Origin of the sequence: Pseudomonas akapageensis (genome assembly GCF_011355085.1) — a bacterium.
Taxonomy (GTDB): domain Bacteria; phylum Pseudomonadota; class Gammaproteobacteria; order Pseudomonadales; family Pseudomonadaceae; genus Aquipseudomonas; species Aquipseudomonas akapageensis.
Map to the genome: position 1 here is coordinate 1 of NZ_VXCP01000024.1, position 20,443 is coordinate 20,443.

Consider the following 20,443-nt stretch of genomic DNA (forward strand, 5'->3'; position numbering starts at 1 on the left):
CAGTGGCATGACGCCAGTGGCTGCGGCGAAGGCGACCAGGCCGGAACCGGCCGGGAAGGAGATGCCGATCGGGAAACGGGTGTGCGAGTCGCCGCCGGTGCCGACGGTGTCCGGCAGCAGCATGCGGTTCAGCCAGCTGTGGATGATGCCGTCGCCTGGACGCAGGGACACGCCGCCACGGGTGCGGATGAAATCCGGCAGGGTGTGGTGGGTGGTGACGTCGATCGGCTTCGGATAGGCCGCGGTGTGGCAGAACGACTGCATGACCAGGTCGGCGGAGAAGCCCAGGCAGGCCAGGTCTTTCAGCTCGTCACGGGTCATCGGGCCAGTGGTGTCCTGGGAGCCGACGGTGGTCATCTTCGGTTCGCAGTAGGTGCCAGGGCGTACGCCCTTGCCAACTGGCAGGCCGCAGGCCTTGCCGACCATTTTCTGTGCCAGGGTGTAGCCCTTGCCGGTGTCGACCGGGGCTTCAGGCAGCTTGAACAGGTCGGTTGGGCCCAGGCCCAGCTCGGCGCGCGCCTTCTCGGTCAGGCCACGGCCGACGATCAGCGGAATACGGCCACCGGCGCGGACTTCGTCCAGCAGAACCGGGGTCTTCATTTCGAAGGTGGTGATGACTTCGTCGGTACCGTGCTTGCAGACCTTGCCGGCGTGCGGGTACAGGTCGATCACGTCGCCCATGTGCATGTTCGACACATCGAATTCGATCGGCAGGGCGCCGGCGTCTTCCATGGTGTTGTAGAAGATCGGGGCGATCTTGGAGCCGAAGCAGAAACCGCCGGCGCGCTTGTTCGGCACGTACGGAATGTCGTCGCCGAAGAACCACAGTACCGAGTTGGTGGCCGATTTACGCGAGGAACCGGTACCGACCACGTCACCGACGTAGGCGATAGGGAAGCCCTGGCCGCGCATTTCTTCGATCTGCTTCATCGGGCCGGTGACGCCTTGCTCGTCCGGCACGATGCCGTCACGGGCCATTTTCAGCATGGCCAGGGCGTGCAGCGGGATATCAGGGCGCGACCAGGCGTCCGGGGCAGGGGACAGGTCGTCGGTGTTGGTTTCGCCGGTGACCTTGAACACGCGCAGGCTGATCTTGTCGGCCAGGGTCGGGCGGTTCTTGAACCACTCGCCGTCGGCCCAGGATTGCAGCACGGCCTTGGCGTTGACATTGCCGGCCTTGGCTTTCTCGGCCACGTCGTGGAACGCATCGAACATCAGCAGGGTGTGCTTGAGCTGTTCGGCGGCAACAGGTGCCAGCTCGGCGTCGTCCAGCAGCGAGACCAGGGTGGCGATGTTGTAACCGCCTTGCATGGTGCCCAGCAGCTCAACGGCGCGCTTTTTATCGATCAGTGGGGACTTGGCTTCACCTTTGGCCACGGCGGACAGGAAACCGGCCTTGACGTAGGCGGCTTCGTCCACTCCTGGTGGAACGCGGTTGGTGATCAGGTCGACGAGGACGGCTTCTTCGCCAGCAGGAGGATTCTTCAGCAGCTCGACCAGGCCGGCTGTTTGTTCGGCGTTCAGCGGCTGGGGCACGATACCCAGGGCGGCACGCTCTTCGATGTGTTTGCGGTAGGCTTCAAGCACAGTTATTACCCTCATCAGTGGTCCCAAATGGGTTTCCGGGACGCTCATCCAGAAATTCAAGTACCCATGCGCTGCGTGGCTTTTTGGGCCGCTTAGCCAGGGTTACAGGAAATCCTTACAGAAGCTGCTTTCAAAGTTTTACGCCTGCAGAACGGAAGGCTGATGAGGGCTGGCTCGGGACATTCGAGGGGGAATCTCCCGGGCCAACACCGTTCTGCTGGATCAACTGTGCTTCGTGACGCTTTGAAAACAGCTTCCAACGGACATTTGGCGCCTAAAAAGGCTGCATGATTCTACGGTAAAAACTCGATAAAGGTAAGTTGCCTGGGCAGACTTCTGGCGTGACCCTCGTTAGACAAAGGGCTAACATGGGCGCTTGTACCATCGCTCAGCACCTTTTCTCATGTCCAACCAATCCATCAAAACGCCGTGTGTCGGCCTTTGTTCCACCGTGTACGGGGATCTTGTGTGCCGTGGTTGCAAGCGCTTTCACCACGAAGTGATCAACTGGAACGGCTACAACGAGGATGAAAAGCGTGCGGTGTGGTTGCGCCTGGAGCAATTGCTGGTGCAGGTGATGGCGGCCAAGCTTGAAGTGTTCGACCCTGCGAAACTGCGCCAGCAGCTCGAACAACGCCAGATCCGCTTCGTGCCCCATCAGTCGGAATATTGCTGGGCCTACCAGTTGATTGCCCGGGGGGCGCGGGTGATCAACCAGCTCGAGGCCTACGGCATGGTGCTGCTGCCGGAGTTTCGCGACTGGGAATTGCCGCAGTTGCGTGATGCCATTGATCGGGAATTTTTCCTGCTGTCGGAGGCGCATTATCAGCGGTATATCGCGCCGGGGTTTTTGCAGGATGCCTTGGGGTAGGCCTTCACGGCCTCATCGCCGGCACACCAGATGATCAATGATCTCCTGGGTCTTGAGCACCAGCACATCACTCTCCAACTGATCGAGCACCACTTCGGCGGTATTGCCGATCAGGGCGCCTGATATGCCCCTGCGCGCCACGGTTCCGATCACCGTCACGGCAGTGCCCAACTTGTGTGCGGTGAAGGGAATCAACACGTCCGCCGGCCCTTCGGCAATGTGCAAATGAGCGTCATCCACGTCGAATTCGGCCTGGAACGCCTGGCACTGTTCCCGATAGCGCGCTTCGATGGTCTCCTTGAGTTGATACACGGGGTCCGCGGCTGACAGCATCGGCGAGGGGTGCGCGCTGATCACATGGAGTTCGGCCTTCGCCAGGCTGGCGATGTCGTAACCATGGTCAATGATATTGGCATGCAGGTGGCGGTGTTCTTCATCATTGTTGCCGACATCCACACAGGCCAGGATCACGCCGCCAGTCCAGGGCTTGTCGGTCTTGACCATCAGCACGGCGCAGGGGCATTTGCGCAGCAGCTTCCAGTCGTCCGGCGTGAGCAAGGCCTTTTTCAGCGGGCTGTCGGGGCGATGCTGCTTGATCACCAGTTCGCAGCCTTCGGCCTGTTGCACGGTGACCACGGTTTCGACCAGGGAGTGGTGCCAGGACTGCTCGACCGTGGCGTCGTAGCCATCGTCGAGCATTTCGTTTTTCAGGAAGGCGAGCTGTGCGCTGTGGTCCTGGGTCTTGTCGCACATCAGCAGGTGCAGGCGGGCCTGGGTGGCTTTGGCGATCAGTTTCGCCCGGTTGAGTGCCAGGCCATGGGTGTGCTCGGGGTCGAGTATCACCAAAATGGTTTTGACATCTTGCATGATCGTGATCTCCCTAAACGTGGCAAAATGCCAGTTAACGTCATCCCCCGATGAATGCAGTCTTGATCCCTATCAAGCATAGCGGCTGGCGGTGGAGGCGGGGGCCGGTATAATCGGCCGCCTTGTCGCGCCGTCCGGCGCCCCAGCCATGCTTGTGAGTCTATGCAACTGATCCCTGAAATCGAATCCTTCCTGCTCTGCCGCACGCCCGACGCCTGGGTCCAGGCGGCTTTGCGCAACCTCGACATTCTTCTGATCGACCATGCCAACAACGAGAAGAAGGCGGCGGGGGCGGCGTTCCAGTTCATGTTCCAGTACAACGACAAGCCCGACCTGCTGAACAAGATGTCGCGCCTGGCCCGGGAAGAACTGCGCCATTTCGAGCAGGTACTGGGGATCATCAAGAAACGCGGCATCCCCATGGCCAACGTCGGTTCGGCGCGCTACGCCGGGGCCTTGCGCAAATGCGTACGCAATCACAACCCGTACCGGCTGACCGATGCGCTAGTGGTCGGGGCATTCGTCGAGGCGCGCTCCTGCGAGCGGTTCGCCGCCCTGGTACCCCACCTGGATGAGGACCTGGCCAAGTTCTACAGCGGTCTGCTCAAGTCCGAGGCCCGGCATTTCCAGGATTACCTGAAACTGGCGTATCTGTACGGCGATCAGGCCGATATCGATGCCAAGGTCGAGGAAATCCGCGAGGTCGAGCGCGAGTTGATCGAATCGCCGGACGAAGAATTCCGTTTCCACAGCGGCGTTCCTGTCGCCGCCTGAGCCTCCTGTCCCTTCAATCATTCGCCGCCTGTCTGACAGGCGGTGCGGCTTTTTAGTGCTCAAATAATTAGCAAGCTACTAAATGCATTGACATTCGCTGCCTAAGCAGTAACATTTTGTTAAATTAACTGCTTAAGCAGGCTTTTGCCCAGCGATGAAACATTTCACACCGGAAAACTTCCAGAACTGCACCATCGGTCTCTTGCTCGGGCGCGCCGCCGTGGTCAAGGACCGCATTCTCGACGGGCATCTGGATGCACTGGGCATTACCTCTGCGCAGTTCAAGGTGCTGATCATCATGGCCCAGTACGCCATCGACACGCCGGCCGAGCTGTGCCGCTACCTGTCGCTGGACAGTGGCTCGATGACGCGGATGCTCGATCGCCTGGAGCAGAAGGGCTTGATTGCCCGGCGTCGTTGCCCGGACGACCGTCGTCAGGTGCGCCTGGGCTTGACCGAGTCAGGTCAGAAACTTGCCGATCAATTGCCCCATGTGGGGTCTGATGCAATGAACGAGCTGCTGGGCGTGCTCACCCCCGGCGAGTTGGCCAGCCTGGAGCACATGCTGACCAAGGTATTGCTGGCTGCGGGCGATGAGCTGACCGCGTTGCGGGTCCGTGAAAAGAACGCTTGAGCGACTGAGTTATAAAGAAGGAATCTGTCATGTCTACTGCCACTCCCAACGCCATTCCCACCGAAAGCACCGAAACGACCGAAGACGCCGGCAATCAGCGCAAGCGCAAAGTGTGGCTGCTGGCCTTGCTGGTACTGGTGGTGCTGCTGGGTGCCGGTGTCTTGGCCTGGCATGAACTGTACGGCCGCTGGAATGAAAGCACCGACGATGCCTATGTGAACGGCAACGTGGTGGAAATCACGCCGTTGGTGACCGGGACCGTGGTCAGCATCGGAGCCGATGATGGCGATCTGGTGCATGAAGGCCAGGTGCTGCTCGAATTCGACCCCAGCGATGCCCAGGTCGGCCTGCAAAGTGCCGAGGCCAATCTGGCGCGGGCGGTACGTCAGGTGCGTGGGCTGTACAGCAACGTCGATGGCATGAAGGCCCAGGTTTCGGTGCGCAAGGCTGAACTGCAGACTGCCCAGGACAACTTCAATCGACGCAAGACCCTGGCCGCCAACGGGGCCATCTCCCAGGAAGAGATGTCCCACGCCCGTGACAGCCTGGCCAGTGCCCAGAGTGCCCTGAACAGCGCACAGCAACAGCTCAGCACCACTTCGGCGCTTGTGGACGATACCGTGGTTTCGTCCCACCCCGAGGTCAAGGCCGCCGCCGCGCAGTTGCGCCAGGCCTACCTGGCCAATGCCCGCACTACGCTGATCGCCCCGGTTACCGGGTATGTTGCCAAGCGTACCGTGCAATTGGGCCAGCGCATCCAGCCCGGCACCGCGACCATGGCGGTGATCCCGCTGGATCAGCTGTGGATCGACGCCAACTTCAAGGAAACCCAGCTGCGCCACATGCGCATCGGCCAGCCGGTGGACATCGTCGCCGACCTCTACGGCAGTTCAGTCAAGTACAGCGGTACCATCGACAGCCTCGGCGCCGGCACCGGCAGTGCCTTCGCCCTGCTGCCGGCGCAGAACGCTACCGGCAACTGGATCAAGATCGTCCAGCGGGTGCCAGTACGCATACATATCAATGCCCAGCAGCTGGCCGAGCACCCCTTGCGCATCGGTCTGTCGACCCAGGTCGACGTCGATCTGCACGACCAGAGCGGACCGGTGCTGGCCCAGCTGCCACCGCAGAAAGCGTCGTTCGAGACCAACGTCTATGACCGGCAGCTGCTCGAAGCCGATGACATGATCGCCCGGTTGATCCACGACAACAGCGTCGGCACCGGCAAGACCGCTCTGCGATGAATGCCAAGGCATCCTTTACGCCGCCCAGCCTGTTGCTCACGACGATCGGCTTGTCGCTGGCCACCTTCATGCAGGTGCTCGACACCACCATTGCCAACGTGGCCTTGCCGACGATTTCCGGCAACCTGGGGGTCAGTTCCGAGCAGGGCACCTGGGTCATCACCTCGTTTGCGGTGAGCAATGCCATCGCCTTGCCGCTGACCGGTTGGCTGAGTCGCCGCTTCGGTGAGGTCAAGCTGTTCATCTGGGCCACGCTGTTGTTCGTGCTGGCTTCGTTTCTCTGTGGCGTTTCCCAGTCCATGCCTGAACTGGTCGGTTTCCGGGTATTGCAAGGGTTGGTGGCAGGTCCCTTGTACCCGATGACCCAGACTCTGCTGATCGCGGTCTACCCGCCGGCGAAGCGGGGGATGGCCCTGGCGCTGCTGGCCATGGTCACGGTGGTGGCGCCGATTGCCGGGCCCATCATGGGCGGCTGGATCACCGACAGTTACAGCTGGCCGTGGATCTTCTTCATCAACGTGCCTATTGGTGTGTTCGCCGCCTGGGTGGTGCGTCAACAGATGCGTACCCGTCCGGTGAGTACCAGCCGCCAGCCGATGGACTATATCGGCCTGCTGGCACTGATCATTGGTGTGGGGGCGCTGCAGATCGTGCTCGACAAGGGCAATGACCTGGACTGGTTCGAGTCCAGTTTCATTCAGGTCGGCACGGCCATTTCAGTGGTGTTTCTGGCGATCTTCGTCATCTGGGAGCTGACCGACAAGCACCCGGTGGTGAACCTGCGCCTGTTCGTGCACCGTAATTTCCGCATCGGCACTATCGTGCTGGTCGGTGGCTATGCGTGCTTTTTCGGGATCAACCTGATCCTGCCTCAATGGCTGCAGACCCAGATGGGCTACACCGCTACCTGGGCGGGGCTGGCGGCGGCGCCACTGGGTATCCTGCCGGTGCTGCTCTCGCCCTTTGTCGGACGTTACGCGCACAAGTTCGACCTGCGGCTGCTGGCGGCGGTGTCATTCCTGGCGATGGGCCTGAGCTGCTTCATGCGCGCCGGGTTCACCAATGAGGTGGACTACCAGCATATTGCGCTGGTGCAGCTGTTCATGGGGATCGGCGTGGCGCTGTTCTTCATGCCGACCTTGAGCATTCTGCTATCGGACCTGCCGCCGCAGCAGATTGCCGACGGCTCTGGTCTGGCGACTTTCCTGCGCACCCTGGGTGGCAGCTTTGCCGCGTCCCTGACCACCTGGATCTGGATTCGCCGCGCCGACCAGCACCATGCCTACTTGAGCGAAAGCATCAGCACCTACGAGCCTGCGACCCGTGAAGCCTTGAACCAGTTGGGTGGGGCCAATGCGCAGTCCTATGCCCAGCTGGAGCATACGCTGACCAGTCAGGCGTACATGATGTCGACGGTGGATTACTTCACGTTGATGGGCTGGATTTTTGCGGGACTGATTCTTTTGGTGTGGCTGGCCAAGCCGCCGTTTGCGGCGAAGGCGGGGCCGGGGGCGGCGGGGCATTAGCGAGCGCTGTGCGCTCGATCGCGGGCAAGCCCGCTCCCACAGGGGATGTGCACCGCCGGACCCTGTGGGAGCTGGCTTGCCAGCGATAAGGTCCGCAGGACCTTCAGTCAACGGGCCGGAAAATCAAACGCCGCCAGCGCAAACCCCTGCTCATCCACCTGCAACGCCCAGCCCTGGCGGTCCCAATCGCCCAGCACAATGCGCCGGGCCGCCTCGTTCCCCACCTGCAGCTTGTGAATCGCCGGCCGATGGGTATGGCCATGGATCAAAGTGCGCACACCGTATTCCTGCATGATCCGCGGAATTTCTTCCGGGGTTACGTCGACGATGTCGTTGGCTTTCATCCGGGTCTGCGCACGGCTTTCACTGCGCAGCTTGCGCGCCAGGCGCTGACGCGTCCCCAGTGGCAAGTGCCGCAGGATCCACAGGCTGATCGGGTTGCGCAGGTAACGACGCAAGCGCATATAGGCTTCATCGCGGGTGCACAGGCTGTCGCCATGCATCAGCAGCACGGGTTCGTTATTGAGTTCGATCCGGCAGGGATCCTTCAGCAGCGTACAGCCAGCTGCCTTGCAGAAGGCCTTGCCGAGCAGGAAGTCGCGATTGCCGTGCATCAGGAAAATTCGGGTGCCGCTGTCACTGAGTTCGCGCAACGCCTTGCAGATCGACGCCTGGTAGGGCGTCATGGCGTCGTCGCCGATCCAGGCTTCGAAGAAGTCGCCCAGGATGTACAACGACTCGGCCGAGCGCGCACGCCCGGCGAGTAGATCAAGAAACGCCCGGGTAATATCCGGGCGTTCTTCTTGCAGGTGAAGATCGGAGATCAGCAGTATCACTCAACGATCTCGGCTTTCTCGATGATCACGTCTTCTGCGGGCACGTCCTGGTGGCCGGCCTTCATGGTGGTGGCGACGCCCTTTATCTTGTCGACTACATCGGAGCCTTCGACCACTTTGCCGAACACGGCATAGCCCCAGCCCTGGACGGTCTTGGCGCTGTGGTTGAGGAAGCTGTTATCGGCGACGTTGATGAAGAACTGTGCCGAAGCCGAATGCGGTTCCATGGTGCGGGCCATGGCAACGGTGTATTTCTCGTTGGACAGGCCGTTGTCGGCTTCGTTCTGGATGCTTGGGCGCTTGTCTTTCTTCTCTTTCATGCCCGGTTCGAAACCGCCGCCCTGGATCATGAAGTTGCCGATGACGCGGTGGAAAACGGTGTTTTCGTAGTGGCCGGCCTTAACGTATTCGATGAAGTTGGCCACGGTCAGCGGGGCTTTATCAGCGTTCAGTTCCAGGACGATGTCGCCGAAGTTGGTAGTCAGTTTTACTTTGGACATTTTATGAGTCGCTCTTTTTTAGAGAATTCGGTGCGTGGGATATAACCCAGACGCTCAGTTTACAGGCGGCGATACGCAATTCGCGGCTGTTTTTTTGCATGTCAGCGGATAAACCTGCCAGTTTGTCGGCCGTGGCCTGTCGGCGGCTTGACAGCTTCGGCTATGATAGGCGCTTTGATTTAGTCGGCCTACCCTGGCCGTGTACCAGAATCCAAGGATCCTATGAGCAAGCCCACTGCCGACACCGCTGCCAACGCCGCCGCCAATGCAAAAGGCGCCCCGGTCGTTCCCACCAACTTCCTGCGCCCGATCGTGCAGGCCGACCTGGACTCGGGCAAGCACAGCAGCATCGTCACCCGTTTTCCGCCTGAGCCCAACGGCTACCTGCACATCGGTCACGCCAAGTCGATCTGTGTGAACTTCGGTCTGGCCAAGGAATTCGGCGGTGTCTGTCACTTGCGTTTCGACGACACCAACCCGGCCAAGGAAGACCAGGAGTACATCGACGCCATCCAGAACGACGTCAAATGGCTGGGCTTCGACTGGGCCGGCGAGGTGCGTTATGCCTCGCAGTATTTCGACCAGTTGCACGACTGGGCAGTGGAGCTGATCAAGAAGGGCCTGGCCTATGTCTGCGACCTGACCCCGGAGCAGGCCCGCCAATACCGTGGCAACCTGACCGAGCCTGGCAAGAACAGTCCGTTCCGCGACCGTTCGATCGAAGAGAACCTGGACCTGTTCGCCCGCATGAAGGCCGGCGAGTTCAAGGACGGCGAGCGTGTATTGCGCGCCAAGATCGACATGGCCTCGCCGAACATGAACATGCGCGACCCGATCCTGTACCGCATTCGTCATGCCCATCACCACCAGACCGGCGACACCTGGTGCATCTACCCCAACTACGACTTCACCCACGGCCAGTCCGATGCCATCGAAGGCATCACCCACTCCATCTGCACCCTGGAGTTCGAAGGCCATCGCCCGCTCTACGAGTGGTTCCTGGACAACCTGTCGGTGCCGGCCAAGCCGCGCCAGTACGAGTTCAGCCGCCTGAACCTGAGCTACACGGTGACCAGCAAGCGCAAGCTCAAGCAACTGGTCGACGAGCAGCACGTACAGGGCTGGGACGACCCGCGCATGTCGACCCTTTCCGGCTACCGTCGCCGCGGTTACACGCCTGAGTCCATCCGCAATTTCTGCGAAATGATCGGCACCAACCGCTCCGACGGCCTGGTTGACGTGGCCATGCTCGAATTCAGCATCCGCGACCACCTGGACCGCACCGCACCGCGTGCCATGTGCGTGCTGCGCCCGCTGAAAGTCGTCATCACCAATTACCCGGAAGGCAAGGTCGAGAACCTCGAGCTGGCGTGCCACCCGAAGGAAGACATGGGCGTGCGCGTGCTGCCGTTCGAGCGTGAGCTCTACATCGACCGCGACGACTTCATGGAAGAACCGCCAAAAGGCTACAAGCGCCTGGAGCCGGCCGGTGAAGTGCGCCTGCGCGGCAGCTACGTGATCCGCGCCGACGAGGCGATCAAGGATGCCGACGGCAACATCGTCGAGCTGCGTTGCTCGTACGACCCGGACACCCTGGGCAAGAACCCGGAAGGGCGCAAGGTCAAGGGCGTGATCCACTGGGTACCGGCCTCTACCAGCGTAGAGTGCGAAGTGCGCCTGTACGACCGTCTGTTCCGCTCGCCGAGCCCGGAAAAAGCCGAAGAAGGCGCCAGCTTCCTGGACAACATCAACCCCGATTCGCTGCAGGTACTCACCGGCTGCCGCGCCGAGCCTTCGCTGGGCCAGGCCCAGGCCGAAGACCGCTTCCAGTTCGAGCGCGAAGGCTACTTCTGCGCCGACCTGAAGGATTCCCAACCAGGCCGTCCGGTGTTCAACCGCACCGTGACCCTGCGCGACTCGTGGAGCTGAGGAAACACTGTGCTGACGATCTACAACACGCTCACCAAGAGCAAAGAAGTCTTCAAGCCGCTCGATGGCAACAAGGTGCGGATGTACGTGTGCGGCATGACCGTGTACGACTTCTGCCACCTGGGCCACGGCCGCAGCATGGTGGCCTTTGACCTGGTCACCCGCTGGTTGCGTTACAGCGGCTATGACCTGACCTATGTGCGCAATATCACCGACATCGACGACAAGATCATCAACCGCGCGCGGGAAAACGGCGAGCCGTTCGACGTACTGACCGAACGCATGATCGCGGCGATGCACGAGGACGAAGCACGGCTGAACATCCTCAAGCCGGACATGGAGCCGCGTGCCACCGACCACATCCCGGGCATGCACGCCATGATCCAGGCCCTGATCGACAAGGGCTACGCCTACGCGCCAGGTAATGGCGACGTCTACTACCGGGTCGGCAAGTTCGTCGGCTACGGCAAGCTGTCGCGCAAGAAGATCGAAGACCTGCGCATCGGTGCCCGCATCGAAGTCGACGAAGCCAAGCAGGACCCGCTGGACTTCGTCCTGTGGAAAGGCGTCAAGCCGGGCGAACCGAGCTGGGAATCGCCATGGGGCCCGGGTCGTCCGGGCTGGCACATCGAGTGCTCGGTGATGTCGACCTGCTGCCTGGGTGACACCTTCGACATCCACGGGGGCGGCAACGATCTCGAGTTCCCGCACCACGAGAACGAAATCGCCCAGAGCGAGGCAGCCACCGGCAAGCCTTACGCCAATGCCTGGATGCACTGCGGGATGATTCGCATCAACGGCGAGAAGATGTCCAAGTCCTTGAACAACTTCTTCACCATTCGCGACGTGCTCGACAAGTACCACCCGGAAGTCGTGCGCTATCTGCTGGTGTCCAGCCATTACCGCAGTTCGATCAACTATTCCGAAGACAGCCTCAAGGAATCGAAAGGGGCGCTGGAGCGCTTCTATCACGCCTTGAAAGGCTTGCCGGTGGTTGCTCCGGCCGGTGGTGAGGCCTATGTGGCGCGCTTTGCCGAGGCGATGAACGACGATTTCGGTACGCCAGAAGCCTGTGCGGTGTTGTTCGACCTGGTGCGCGAGATCAACCGTCTGCGCGAGTCCGACGTGGATGCGGCGGCGGGCCTGGCGGCGCGCTTGCGTGAACTGGGTGGCTTGCTCGGTGTGCTGCAGCTCGAAGCCGATGACTTCCTGCGCGCGGGTGCTGAAGGTCGGGTCGATGCGGCTGAAGTCGAGGCACTGATCCAGGCGCGTCTGGCGGCACGGGCGGGCAAGGATTGGGCTGAATCCGATCGGATTCGTGATCAGCTGACGGCGATGGGTGTCGTGCTGGAGGATGGCAAGGGTGGGACTACCTGGCGTCTGGCTGACTGACCTGGCTGTTTGAACGAGAAAAGCCGCGTAAGCGGCTTTTTTTGTGGGTGTGTCTTGAGCGCCGCTAACTTTGTAGCCGCTGCCGCAGGCTGCGCTGGAGTCCCGCAGGGGCTCCCTTGGCGATCTTGAGATCCTGCGCCTGCTTTGCAGGCGAGCGCAGCCTGCGGCAGCGGCTACAGTGTGTGCGCTCCAGCGTTACAGCCCCAGAGCCCGCAACCGCTTGTACAAGGTATTACGACTAACCCCCAACCGCCTGGCCAGCTGCGAAATATTCCCATCAGCCTCTCGCAACAACCGAACCAGATCGCTGCTCTCATCCACAGGCACCTGCGCTTCAAAACTGTCACTGGAAGCCAGCACCAGCTCATCCTGCAAATCACTGAAAAAAGTCTCGGGCAGGTGCTCCACGCCAATGGTCTGGTCCTGGGCCATGATCAGCGCCACCTGGATCACGCTGCTCAATTGGCGCACATTGCCCGGCCAGGCGTGGCGCATGAACAGTTCGAGGACTTTGTCGGTGAAGCCGGCGCTCTGTTCAGGTTCGCGATGCAGCGCCCAGATGTGTTCGATCAGGGCGCGGCGGTCACTGCGTTCGCGCAGTGGCGGCAGTTCCAGGGTCAGGCCGCCGATGCGGTAATAGAGGTCCTCGCGGAACTGCCGGGCATGCACCTGGGTACGCAGGTCATGGTTGGTGGCGGAGATGACCCTGATATCGACCATGATTGCGTCCCCGCTGCCCAGGGGCTGGATGCTGCGCTCTTGCAGGAAGCGCAACAGGCGGGCCTGGGTCGGCAGCGGCATGTCACCGATCTCGTCGAGAAACAGGATGCCGTGATCGGCCTTGCGGATCAGCCCGGGATTGCCTTTGTGATGGGCACCGGTAAAGGCGCCTTTTTCGTAGCCAAATAATTCGGACTCCACCAGTTCGGCCGGAATCGCTGCGCAATTGACCGCGACCAGCGGCCGGTTGGCGCGGCTGCTGGCCCGGTGCAGCGCCTTGACGAAAACTTCCTTGCCGACGCCGGTTTCGCCCCGGATCAGCAGGGGAATATTTTTCTCCAGTCCGCGCAGACCCTGGAGCAAGGCTTTCTCGAGTCTTGGGTCGCCCAGCAGGGCGGCACTCTGGTCGGTGCATGACGATGGCGCTGGCGTTGCCGGTCGAGGTTGGGTGGGGCGCTTGAGCAGGCACTGAAAGCGGTTTCGTTCCGCGGCCTGAAGGGAAAAAGGCCCGCTCTCGGACTGACTCAGCACGTTTGTCATCGAGGTCTTGAACAGGGCTTCCAGATTGGCGTGCAGAGGATTGCTTCCCAGCAGGCTGTCGGCACGACGGTTGGCCGCAAGGATATTGCCCTGTTCATCGAAGATCAGCAGGCCGGCCCACTGACTGTCGAGGTTGTTCACGCCGGTGTTGAAGGTCAATTGGAAGTGCCTGTGGGCATGACAGGCCAGGATCAGGCGGTTCTCGACCGTCTGGCTCATCATGCGGACCATCCCCAGGGTATGCGAGGGCGGCAGGTAGCTATCGCTGGAAACATCGAGCACGGCGACCATTCGCCGCTCGGCATCGAAGATCGGTGAAGCGGAGCCGGTCATGAAACGGTTGGCCTTGAGGAAATGCTCGTCATGCTCGATATGCACGGCTTGTCCGCTGGCCAGGGCGGTGCCGATGGCATTGGTGCCAGCACGCTGTTCCTGCCAGCAGGCGCCGACGACGAAACCCTGGCTGAGCCTGGGGTCGACAAAGCGCTGGTTGCCCCAGGACTTGAGCAGATGGCCCTGGGCATCGGCCAGCAGGATCAGGCAATTGGAGTTGCCAAGAATGTTCTCGTAGTAGGGCAGGACTTCTTGATGGGTGGTCTGCAACAGGGCTTGCTGGCTGTCCTGCAACTGTCGGACCTGTTCGGGCGAAAGATCGCCAAAATCCGGCGGGGACTGGTGGTTCAGGCCAAAGGCGTGGCAGCGCGCCCAGGAAGCCTGGACCAGGGTGTCATGGGCAAGCGTGGTGCCGGGTACGGACATGAACGTGTCCCTGCAGGGGCCTTGTTGTTCTTTTTATTCGGCCCTGACAGGCCGATAGCGTTCATCCAGTGTTGATCAGCATTGTGCAATGTCAATGTGCCAAGTGTTCAATTGTTCAGTGCGAGGTGTTCATTTGTGTTCACTGTCGAAACGGCTGATGTCCCGGGTTTTGTAGAAAATCACAAACTAACAAGGGCTTGGCTCAACCTGGATGATGCCCGGGACCGTCTGGCACGAATATGGCTCCAAGCAGGCACGCGCCCATCATTACAAGGCCAGGCCATGTCGCTGACGCTGGAGCATGTCTGTCGCACCGTCGACAAGCAGGTATGTATCGATGATGCCTGTCTGAGCTTCGAGCCCGGATCGTTCAACGTGCTGCTGGGGCGTACGCTGGCCGGCAAGACCAGCCTCATGCGCTTGATGGCCGGGCTGGATCGCCCCGACAGTGGCCGGGTGCTGATGAATGGAGTGGACGTGACCCAGCGTCCGGTGCGCCTGCGCAATGTTTCGATGGTCTATCAGCAATTCATCAATTACCCGACCCTTACGGTGTTCGAGAACATCGCTTCGCCCTTGCGTCAGGCCGGTGTGGCAAACGACGAAATTCAGCGCAAGGTCGTCGATACCGCGCAGATGTTGCGCATCGAACGCTATCTGCAGCGTTACCCGCTCGAATTGTCCGGCGGGCAACAGCAGCGTACGGCCATGGCCCGGGCGCTGGTCAAGGATGCCGAGCTGATCCTGTTCGATGAACCGTTGGTGAATCTCGATTACAAACTGCGCGAAGAATTGCGCCAGGAAATGCGCGAGCTGTTCGCCGCCCGCCACACCATTGCCGTGTATGCCACCACCGAGCCCAACGAAGCCCTGGCACTCGGCGGCACCACCACCATCCTCCACGAAGGCCGGATCATCCAGAGTGGCGACACGCCGCAGGTCTATCACCAGCCGCAGACCGTGCTAGCCGCCGAGCTGTTTTCCGAGCCGCCGATCAACCTGATGCCGGGACGCATCGTCGGCAACGAAGTGAGCTTCGCCAACGCTGTCCATTTTGCCCTGAATGTCGATCTGCGCCATGTCGGCGATGGCGAGTACCGCTTCGGCGTGCGTCCCAGCCACATCAGCCTGGTGCCTTCCAACGACGATGATCTGGAGCTGGCCGTGACCGTGGAGCTGGCGGAAATCAGCGGTTCTGAAACCTTCCTGCATGTGCGCAACGAATATTTCCAGTTGATCCTGCATCTGCCGGGTGTGCATGAGTACGCCGTCGATGCGCCCATCCGGGTCTATATCCCGACCCATAAACTCTTTGTCTTCGAGCCGGCCGGTCGCTTGATCCAGGCGCCGGGCGTGCGCGCGGCGAGGGTTGCCTGATGGCCGAGATTCGCTTGCAGCAGCTGGCCCATAGTTACCTCAAGGTGCCGACAGGGGACGACGACTACGCCATTCGCGAGATGAATCATGTCTGGGAGCAGGGCGGTGCCTATGCCTTGCTCGGGCCTTCGGGCTGTGGCAAGTCGACCTTGCTCAACATCATCTCGGGCCTGCTCAGCCCCTCCCGGGGCAAGGTGCTGTTCGATGGCAAGGAAGTCAACGAACTGACTCCGGAAAAACGCAACATTGCCCAGGTGTTCCAGTTCCCGGTGGTCTACGACACCATGACGGTGTTCGACAACCTGGCCTTTCCGCTGCGCAACCAGGGTTTGAGCGAGGCGCGGGTGCAGAGCAAGGTCAAGGAGATCGCCGAGGTCCTCGAGCTGAGCGCGATGCTGCACAAAAAAGCGCGCAACCTCAGTGCCGACGAAAAACAGAAGGTCTCCATGGGCCGTGGCCTGGTACGCGACGATGTGTCGGCGATCCTGTTCGATGAGCCGCTGACGGTTATCGACCCGCACCTGAAGTGGAAGCTGCGGCGCAAGCTCAAGCAGATCCACGAGCAGTTCAACATCACCATGGTCTACGTCACCCACGACCAGCTGGAAGCCTCGACCTTCGCCGACAAGATCGCCGTGATGTACGGCGGACAGATTGTCCAGTTCGGCACCCCGCGTGAACTGTTCGAGCGTCCGCGGCACACGTTCGTGGGGTACTTCATCGGCAGCCCGGGCATGAACCTGATCGATGTTGCACCGCAGCCCGGTGGCGTCGGCTTTGCCAGTGTGCATTTGCCGTTGCCCGAGGCCATGCAGCAGCGCATCGCCGAAGGTAACTGGCGTCGCCTGCAAGTCGGCATCCGGCCTGAATTCGTTCACGTCTGGGACGAACCGTTCGATGAGACGCTGGTCGCCAGGCGTGTGGATCTGGAGGACCTGGGCACCTACAAGATCATGACCCTGGAGTTGGGCGGTGCCTTCCTCAAGGTGCGCCTGCCCGAAGACAAGGCGGTGCCCGCGGAGCAGGCCTTCATCAGTTTTCCGGCGCAATGGCTGATGGTCTACGCCGATGACTACCTGCTCGAGGTCGCGCCATGAACAAGGTGCCGAACAACAAGGCCTGGTGGCTGGTGCTGCCGGTGTTCCTGCTGGTGGCGTTCAGTGCGGTGGTGCCGATGATGACTGTGGTCAATTATTCGGTGCAGGACATTTTCGACCAGTCCAGCCGCTATTTCGTCGGCGCCGACTGGTACCGGCAGGTGCTGCTGGACCCGAGCCTGCATGACTCTCTGCTGCGCCAGTTCATCTATTCGGGCTGCGTGCTGCTCATCGAAATTCCATTGGGTATTGCCATCGCCCTGACCATGCCGGCCCGGGGGCGTTGGTCTTCCCTGTGCCTGATTGTCCTGGCAATCCCCTTGCTGATTCCGTGGAACGTGGTCGGCACCATCTGGCAGATCTTCGGGCGCGCCGACATCGGCTTGCTGGGGGCGACGCTGAGTTGGCTGGGGATCAGCTACAACTACGCGACCAACACCATGGATGCCTGGGTGACGGTGCTGGTCATGGATGTCTGGCACTGGACTTCGCTGGTGGCGCTGCTGTGCTATTCGGGGCTGCGTGCGATTCCCGATGTGTACTACCAGGCCGCGCGCATCGATCGGGCGTCTGCCTGGGCAGTGTTCCGGCATATCCAGCTGCCGAAGATGAAGAATGTCCTGTTGATCGCCGTGATGCTGCGCTTCATGGACAGCTTCATGATTTACACCGAGCCGTTCGTGCTCACCGGTGGCGGGCCGGGCAATGCCACCACCTTTCTCAGCCAGACGCTGACGAAGATGGCGGTCGGTCAATTCGACCTGGGGCCGGCAGCGGCATTCTCCCTGGTGTATTTCCTGATCATTCTGCTGGTGTCGTGGTTGTTCTATACCGCCATGACCCATGCCGACAAAGAGTAGGGGCCCATGAACCTGCGCAAAGTCGTGCCACTGCTGATCTACATCCTGTTCCTGCTGGTGCCGATCTATTGGCTGTTGAACATGTCGTTCAAGAGCAATAACGAAATCCTCAGTGGCCTGACGGTGTGGCCGCGGCATTTCACCCTGGACAACTATCGGGTGATTTTCACCGACCCGAGCTGGTACACCGGCTACATCAATTCGTTGTATTACGTCAGCCTCAACACGGTGATTTCCCTGAGCGTGGCCTTGCCGGCCGCCTATGCGTTTTCCCGCTACCGGTTTCTGGGCGACAAGCACCTGTTCTTCTGGTTGTTGACCAACCGCATGTCGCCACCGGCGGTATTTCTGTTGCCCTTCTTTCAGCTGTATTCGTCGATCGGCCTGTTCGATACCCATATTGCCGTGGCGTTGGCCCATTGTTTGTTCAACGTGCCGCTGGCGGTGTGGATTCTCGAAGGCTTCATGTCCGGGGTGCCCAAGGAAATCGATGAAACCGCCTACATCGACGGTTACACCTTCCCGAAATTCTTCATCAGGATTTTCGTGCCCTTGATCGGCTCCGGTATCGGCGTGACGGCGTTCTTCTGCTTCATGTTCTCCTGGGTGGAATTGCTGCTGGCGCGCACGCTGACCTCGGTCAATGCCAAGCCGATCGCCGCGGTCATGACGCGCACCGTTTCGGCTTCCGGTATCGATTGGGGTGTGCTGGCGGCTGCCGGTGTGCTGACCATTCTCCCGGGCATGCTGGTGATCTGGTTTGTTCGTAACCATGTGGCCAAGGGCTTTGCCCTGGGCCGGGTCTGAGGAGCGCGCGTATGGACTGGATGGCCTGGACTTTGCCCACTGCGGCCTTCTTCACGGCGATTGCGCTGTTGCTGGTTGGCATGACCTTCGCCGAGCTGCATTCGCCCTGTATCGAGCGGCGCGGCTTTTTGCCCATTGCGACCACGCGGGGCGATCGGCTGTTCATTGGCTTGCTGGTCAGCGCCTGGGTGCATTTGCTGGTGATCGGCGTCACCGACTGGAGCCTCTGGGTCGCGTCCCTGCTGTCTTTGTTGTGGCTGTTGATTGTGCTGCGCTGGGGGTGACCGGACGACCGGTGGGGCCCCATCTGAAACTCAAACGGGAGGTCACTATGTTCGACAATAACAACAGGCTGCGACACAGCATTACGTTGGCGGCCATGCTGGTACTCAGCGGTTTGAGTGCCACGGCGTGGGCCGATGCTTACGAGGAGGCAGCCAAGAAATGGCTTGCCAGCGAGTTCAAGCCATCGACCCTGACGCCGGAACAGCAGATGGAGGAATTGAAGTGGTTCATCAAGGCGTCGGAGCCTTTTCGCGGCATGAAGATCAACGTGGTCTCGGAAACCATCGCGACCCATGAATACGAATCGAAAGTGCTGGCCAAGGCGTTCACCGAGATCACCGGGATCAAGCTGACCCATGACCTGCTGCAGGAAGGCGATGTGGTGGAAAAGCTGCAGACCCAGATGCAGTCGGACAAGAATATCTATGACGGCTGGGTCAATGACTCGGACCTGATCGGTACGCACTTTCGCTATGGCAAAACCGAGCCGATCACCGAACTGATGGCCAAGGAGGCCAAGGACTTCACGTTGCCGACCCTGGACATCAAGGACTTCATCGGCATTTCCTTTACCACGGCACCGGACGGCAAGATCTACCAGTTACCCGACCAGCAATTCGCCAACCTTTACTGGTTCCGTGCCGACTGGTTCGAACGGCCCGAGCTCAAGGCCAAATTCAAGGAAATCTACGGCTATGAATTGGGCGTGCCGGTGAACTGGTCGGCCTATGAAGACATTGCCAAATTCTTCAGCGAGGACGTCAAGGAAATCGATGGCAAGCGTGTCTATGGGCACATGGACTACGGCAAGAAAGACCCGTCCCTGGGCTGGCGCTTCACCGATGCCTGGTTCTCGATGGCCGGTGGCGGTGACAAGGGCTTGCCCAATGGCTTGCCGGTCGATGAGTGGGGTATTCGCGTCGAGGATTGCCATCCGGTCGGTTCCAGCGTTACCCGTGGCGGCGATACCAATGGCCCCGCAGCCGTGTATGCGACGCAGAAATACGTCGACTGGCTGCGCGCCTATGCACCGCGCGAAGCCCAGGGCATGACGTTCTCCGAAGCGGGTCCGGTGCCGGCGCAAGGCAACATTGCCCAGCAGATTTTCTGGTATACCGCTTTTACCGCCGACATGACCAAGCCGGGCTTGGCAGTGATGAATGCCGATGGCACGCCGAAATGGCGGATGGCGCCTTCGCCCAAGGGGCCGTACTGGGAGGAGGGCATGAAACTGGGCTATCAGGACGCCGGTTCCTGGACCTTCCTCTATTCGACGCCAGAGAAACAGCGCGTGGCAGCCTGGCTGTACGCGCAGTTCGTGACGTCCAAGACCGTATCGCTGAAAAAGACCATCGTCGGCCTGACGCCGATCCGCGAATCGGATATCAATTCCCAGGCCATGACCGATCTAGCGCCCAAACTCGGCGGGCTGGTGGAGTTCTACCGCAGCCCGGCCCGGGTGCAATGGACTCCGACCGGTACCAATGTGCCGGACTATCCGCGCCTGGCGCAGCTGTGGTGGAGCCATATCGCCGAAGTGGCCAGTGGCGAGAAGACCCCGCAGCAGGCGCTCGATGGACTGGCGAAAGATCAGGACGCGATTCTGGCACGGCTGGAGCGCTCCAAGGTGCAAGCCACTTGCGGACCGAAACTCAATCCCGAGCGGGATGCCCAGTACTGGTTCGACCAGCCAGGCGCGCCGAAGCCCAAGTTGGCCAATGAAAAGCCGAAGGGGGAGACGGTGAGTTATGCGGAGCTTTTGAAGTCGTGGGAGGCGGCGCGGAAATAGCTGTGAGGCGGGAGGCCCTGGCGGGCCTCATCGCGGGCAAGCTGAACTG

General features: G+C 60.8%; 18 protein-coding genes. 13 read left to right on the forward strand and 5 right to left on the reverse strand.

Annotated features, from left to right (window positions below; genetic code table 11):
* On the reverse strand, positions 1-1,587 hold a 1,587-nt coding region (locus F2S13_RS16775), incomplete at its 3' end, for a bifunctional aconitate hydratase 2/2-methylisocitrate dehydratase (protein ID WP_166362794.1).
* 403 nt (positions 1,588-1,990) lie between these two features.
* Here F2S13_RS16775 and F2S13_RS16780 point away from each other — a divergent pair.
* The gene (locus tag F2S13_RS16780; protein ID WP_166362760.1) at positions 1,991-2,458 is read left to right on the forward strand and encodes a DUF1289 domain-containing protein; all 468 of its coding nucleotides are present in this window, start codon (positions 1,991-1,993) and stop codon (positions 2,456-2,458) included.
* Between the two features lie 12 nt (positions 2,459-2,470).
* Here the strand turns inward: F2S13_RS16780 and F2S13_RS16785 are convergent, their stop codons facing one another.
* Positions 2,471-3,325: a universal stress protein gene (locus F2S13_RS16785; RefSeq protein WP_166362762.1), complete on the reverse strand. Its 855-nt coding sequence runs from the start codon at positions 3,323-3,325 to the stop codon at positions 2,471-2,473.
* 162 nt (positions 3,326-3,487) lie between these two features.
* Here F2S13_RS16785 and F2S13_RS16790 point away from each other — a divergent pair, with 162 nt between their 5' ends.
* The 4 genes from F2S13_RS16790 to F2S13_RS16805 all read left to right on the forward strand — a co-directional run bounded on the left by F2S13_RS16790 (position 3,488) and on the right by F2S13_RS16805 (position 7,503).
* The gene (locus tag F2S13_RS16790) at positions 3,488-4,099 is read left to right on the forward strand and encodes a MiaE family protein (RefSeq protein WP_166362764.1); all 612 of its coding nucleotides are present in this window, start codon (positions 3,488-3,490) and stop codon (positions 4,097-4,099) included.
* Positions 4,100-4,253: 154 nt separating this feature from the next.
* On the forward strand, positions 4,254-4,733 hold the full coding sequence (locus tag F2S13_RS16795; protein ID WP_166362766.1) for a MarR family winged helix-turn-helix transcriptional regulator: 480 nt from the start codon (positions 4,254-4,256) through the stop codon (positions 4,731-4,733).
* 29 nt (positions 4,734-4,762) lie between these two features.
* Complete coding sequence (locus F2S13_RS16800; RefSeq protein ID WP_166362768.1) at positions 4,763-5,977, forward strand: HlyD/EmrA/EmrK family protein; 1,215 nt, start codon at positions 4,763-4,765, stop codon at positions 5,975-5,977.
* Positions 5,974-7,503, forward strand: a complete 1,530-nt coding sequence (locus F2S13_RS16805) for a DHA2 family efflux MFS transporter permease subunit (protein ID WP_166362770.1) — start codon at positions 5,974-5,976, stop codon at positions 7,501-7,503. Before F2S13_RS16800 ends, F2S13_RS16805 begins: the two co-directional genes overlap by 4 nt.
* A 107-nt stretch (positions 7,504-7,610) precedes the next feature.
* Here the strand turns inward: F2S13_RS16805 and F2S13_RS16810 are convergent, their stop codons facing one another.
* Positions 7,611-8,339, reverse strand: a complete 729-nt coding sequence (locus F2S13_RS16810) for a UDP-2,3-diacylglucosamine diphosphatase (protein ID WP_166362772.1) — start codon at positions 8,337-8,339, stop codon at positions 7,611-7,613.
* Positions 8,336-8,839 (reverse strand): peptidylprolyl isomerase, encoded by a 504-nt coding sequence (locus F2S13_RS16815; protein ID WP_166362774.1) that lies wholly within the window; start codon positions 8,837-8,839, stop codon positions 8,336-8,338. Before F2S13_RS16815 ends, F2S13_RS16810 begins: the two co-directional genes overlap by 4 nt.
* A 222-nt stretch (positions 8,840-9,061) precedes the next feature.
* Here F2S13_RS16815 and F2S13_RS16820 point away from each other — a divergent pair, with 222 nt between their 5' ends.
* Complete coding sequence (locus F2S13_RS16820; RefSeq protein ID WP_166362776.1) at positions 9,062-10,768, forward strand: glutamine--tRNA ligase/YqeY domain fusion protein; 1,707 nt, start codon at positions 9,062-9,064, stop codon at positions 10,766-10,768.
* A 9-nt stretch (positions 10,769-10,777) separates the two neighbouring features.
* Complete coding sequence (cysS, locus tag F2S13_RS16825) at positions 10,778-12,160, forward strand: cysteine--tRNA ligase (protein ID WP_166362778.1); 1,383 nt, start codon at positions 10,778-10,780, stop codon at positions 12,158-12,160.
* A gap of 195 nt (positions 12,161-12,355) precedes the next feature.
* Here cysS and F2S13_RS16830 read toward each other — a convergent pair whose 3' ends face one another.
* Positions 12,356-14,179, reverse strand: a complete 1,824-nt coding sequence (locus F2S13_RS16830; protein WP_166362780.1) for a sigma-54-dependent Fis family transcriptional regulator — start codon at positions 14,177-14,179, stop codon at positions 12,356-12,358.
* A gap of 282 nt (positions 14,180-14,461) precedes the next feature.
* Between F2S13_RS16830 and F2S13_RS16835 the strand changes: the two genes are divergently transcribed.
* The 6 genes from F2S13_RS16835 to F2S13_RS16860 are packed head-to-tail and all read left to right on the forward strand — an operon-like array spanning position 14,462 to position 20,394.
* Positions 14,462-15,556, forward strand: coding sequence for an ABC transporter ATP-binding protein (locus tag F2S13_RS16835; RefSeq protein ID WP_166362782.1), 1,095 nt, complete (start codon positions 14,462-14,464; stop codon positions 15,554-15,556).
* Positions 15,556-16,653, forward strand: coding sequence for an ABC transporter ATP-binding protein (locus tag F2S13_RS16840; protein WP_166362784.1), 1,098 nt, complete (start codon positions 15,556-15,558; stop codon positions 16,651-16,653). Before F2S13_RS16835 ends, F2S13_RS16840 begins: the two co-directional genes overlap by 1 nt.
* Positions 16,650-17,513, forward strand: a complete 864-nt coding sequence (locus F2S13_RS16845) for a carbohydrate ABC transporter permease (protein ID WP_166362786.1) — start codon at positions 16,650-16,652, stop codon at positions 17,511-17,513. Before F2S13_RS16840 ends, F2S13_RS16845 begins: the two co-directional genes overlap by 4 nt.
* A gap of 6 nt (positions 17,514-17,519) precedes the next feature.
* A complete protein-coding gene (locus tag F2S13_RS16850; protein WP_166362788.1) occupies positions 17,520-18,320 on the forward strand; it encodes a carbohydrate ABC transporter permease in 801 nt (266 codons plus the stop codon).
* Between the two features lie 11 nt (positions 18,321-18,331).
* On the forward strand, positions 18,332-18,604 hold the full coding sequence (locus F2S13_RS16855) for a DUF2160 domain-containing protein (RefSeq protein WP_166362790.1): 273 nt from the start codon (positions 18,332-18,334) through the stop codon (positions 18,602-18,604).
* Between the two features lie 47 nt (positions 18,605-18,651).
* A complete protein-coding gene (locus F2S13_RS16860; protein WP_166362792.1) occupies positions 18,652-20,394 on the forward strand; it encodes an ABC transporter substrate-binding protein in 1,743 nt (580 codons plus the stop codon).
* Positions 20,395-20,443 lie beyond the last annotated feature (49 nt).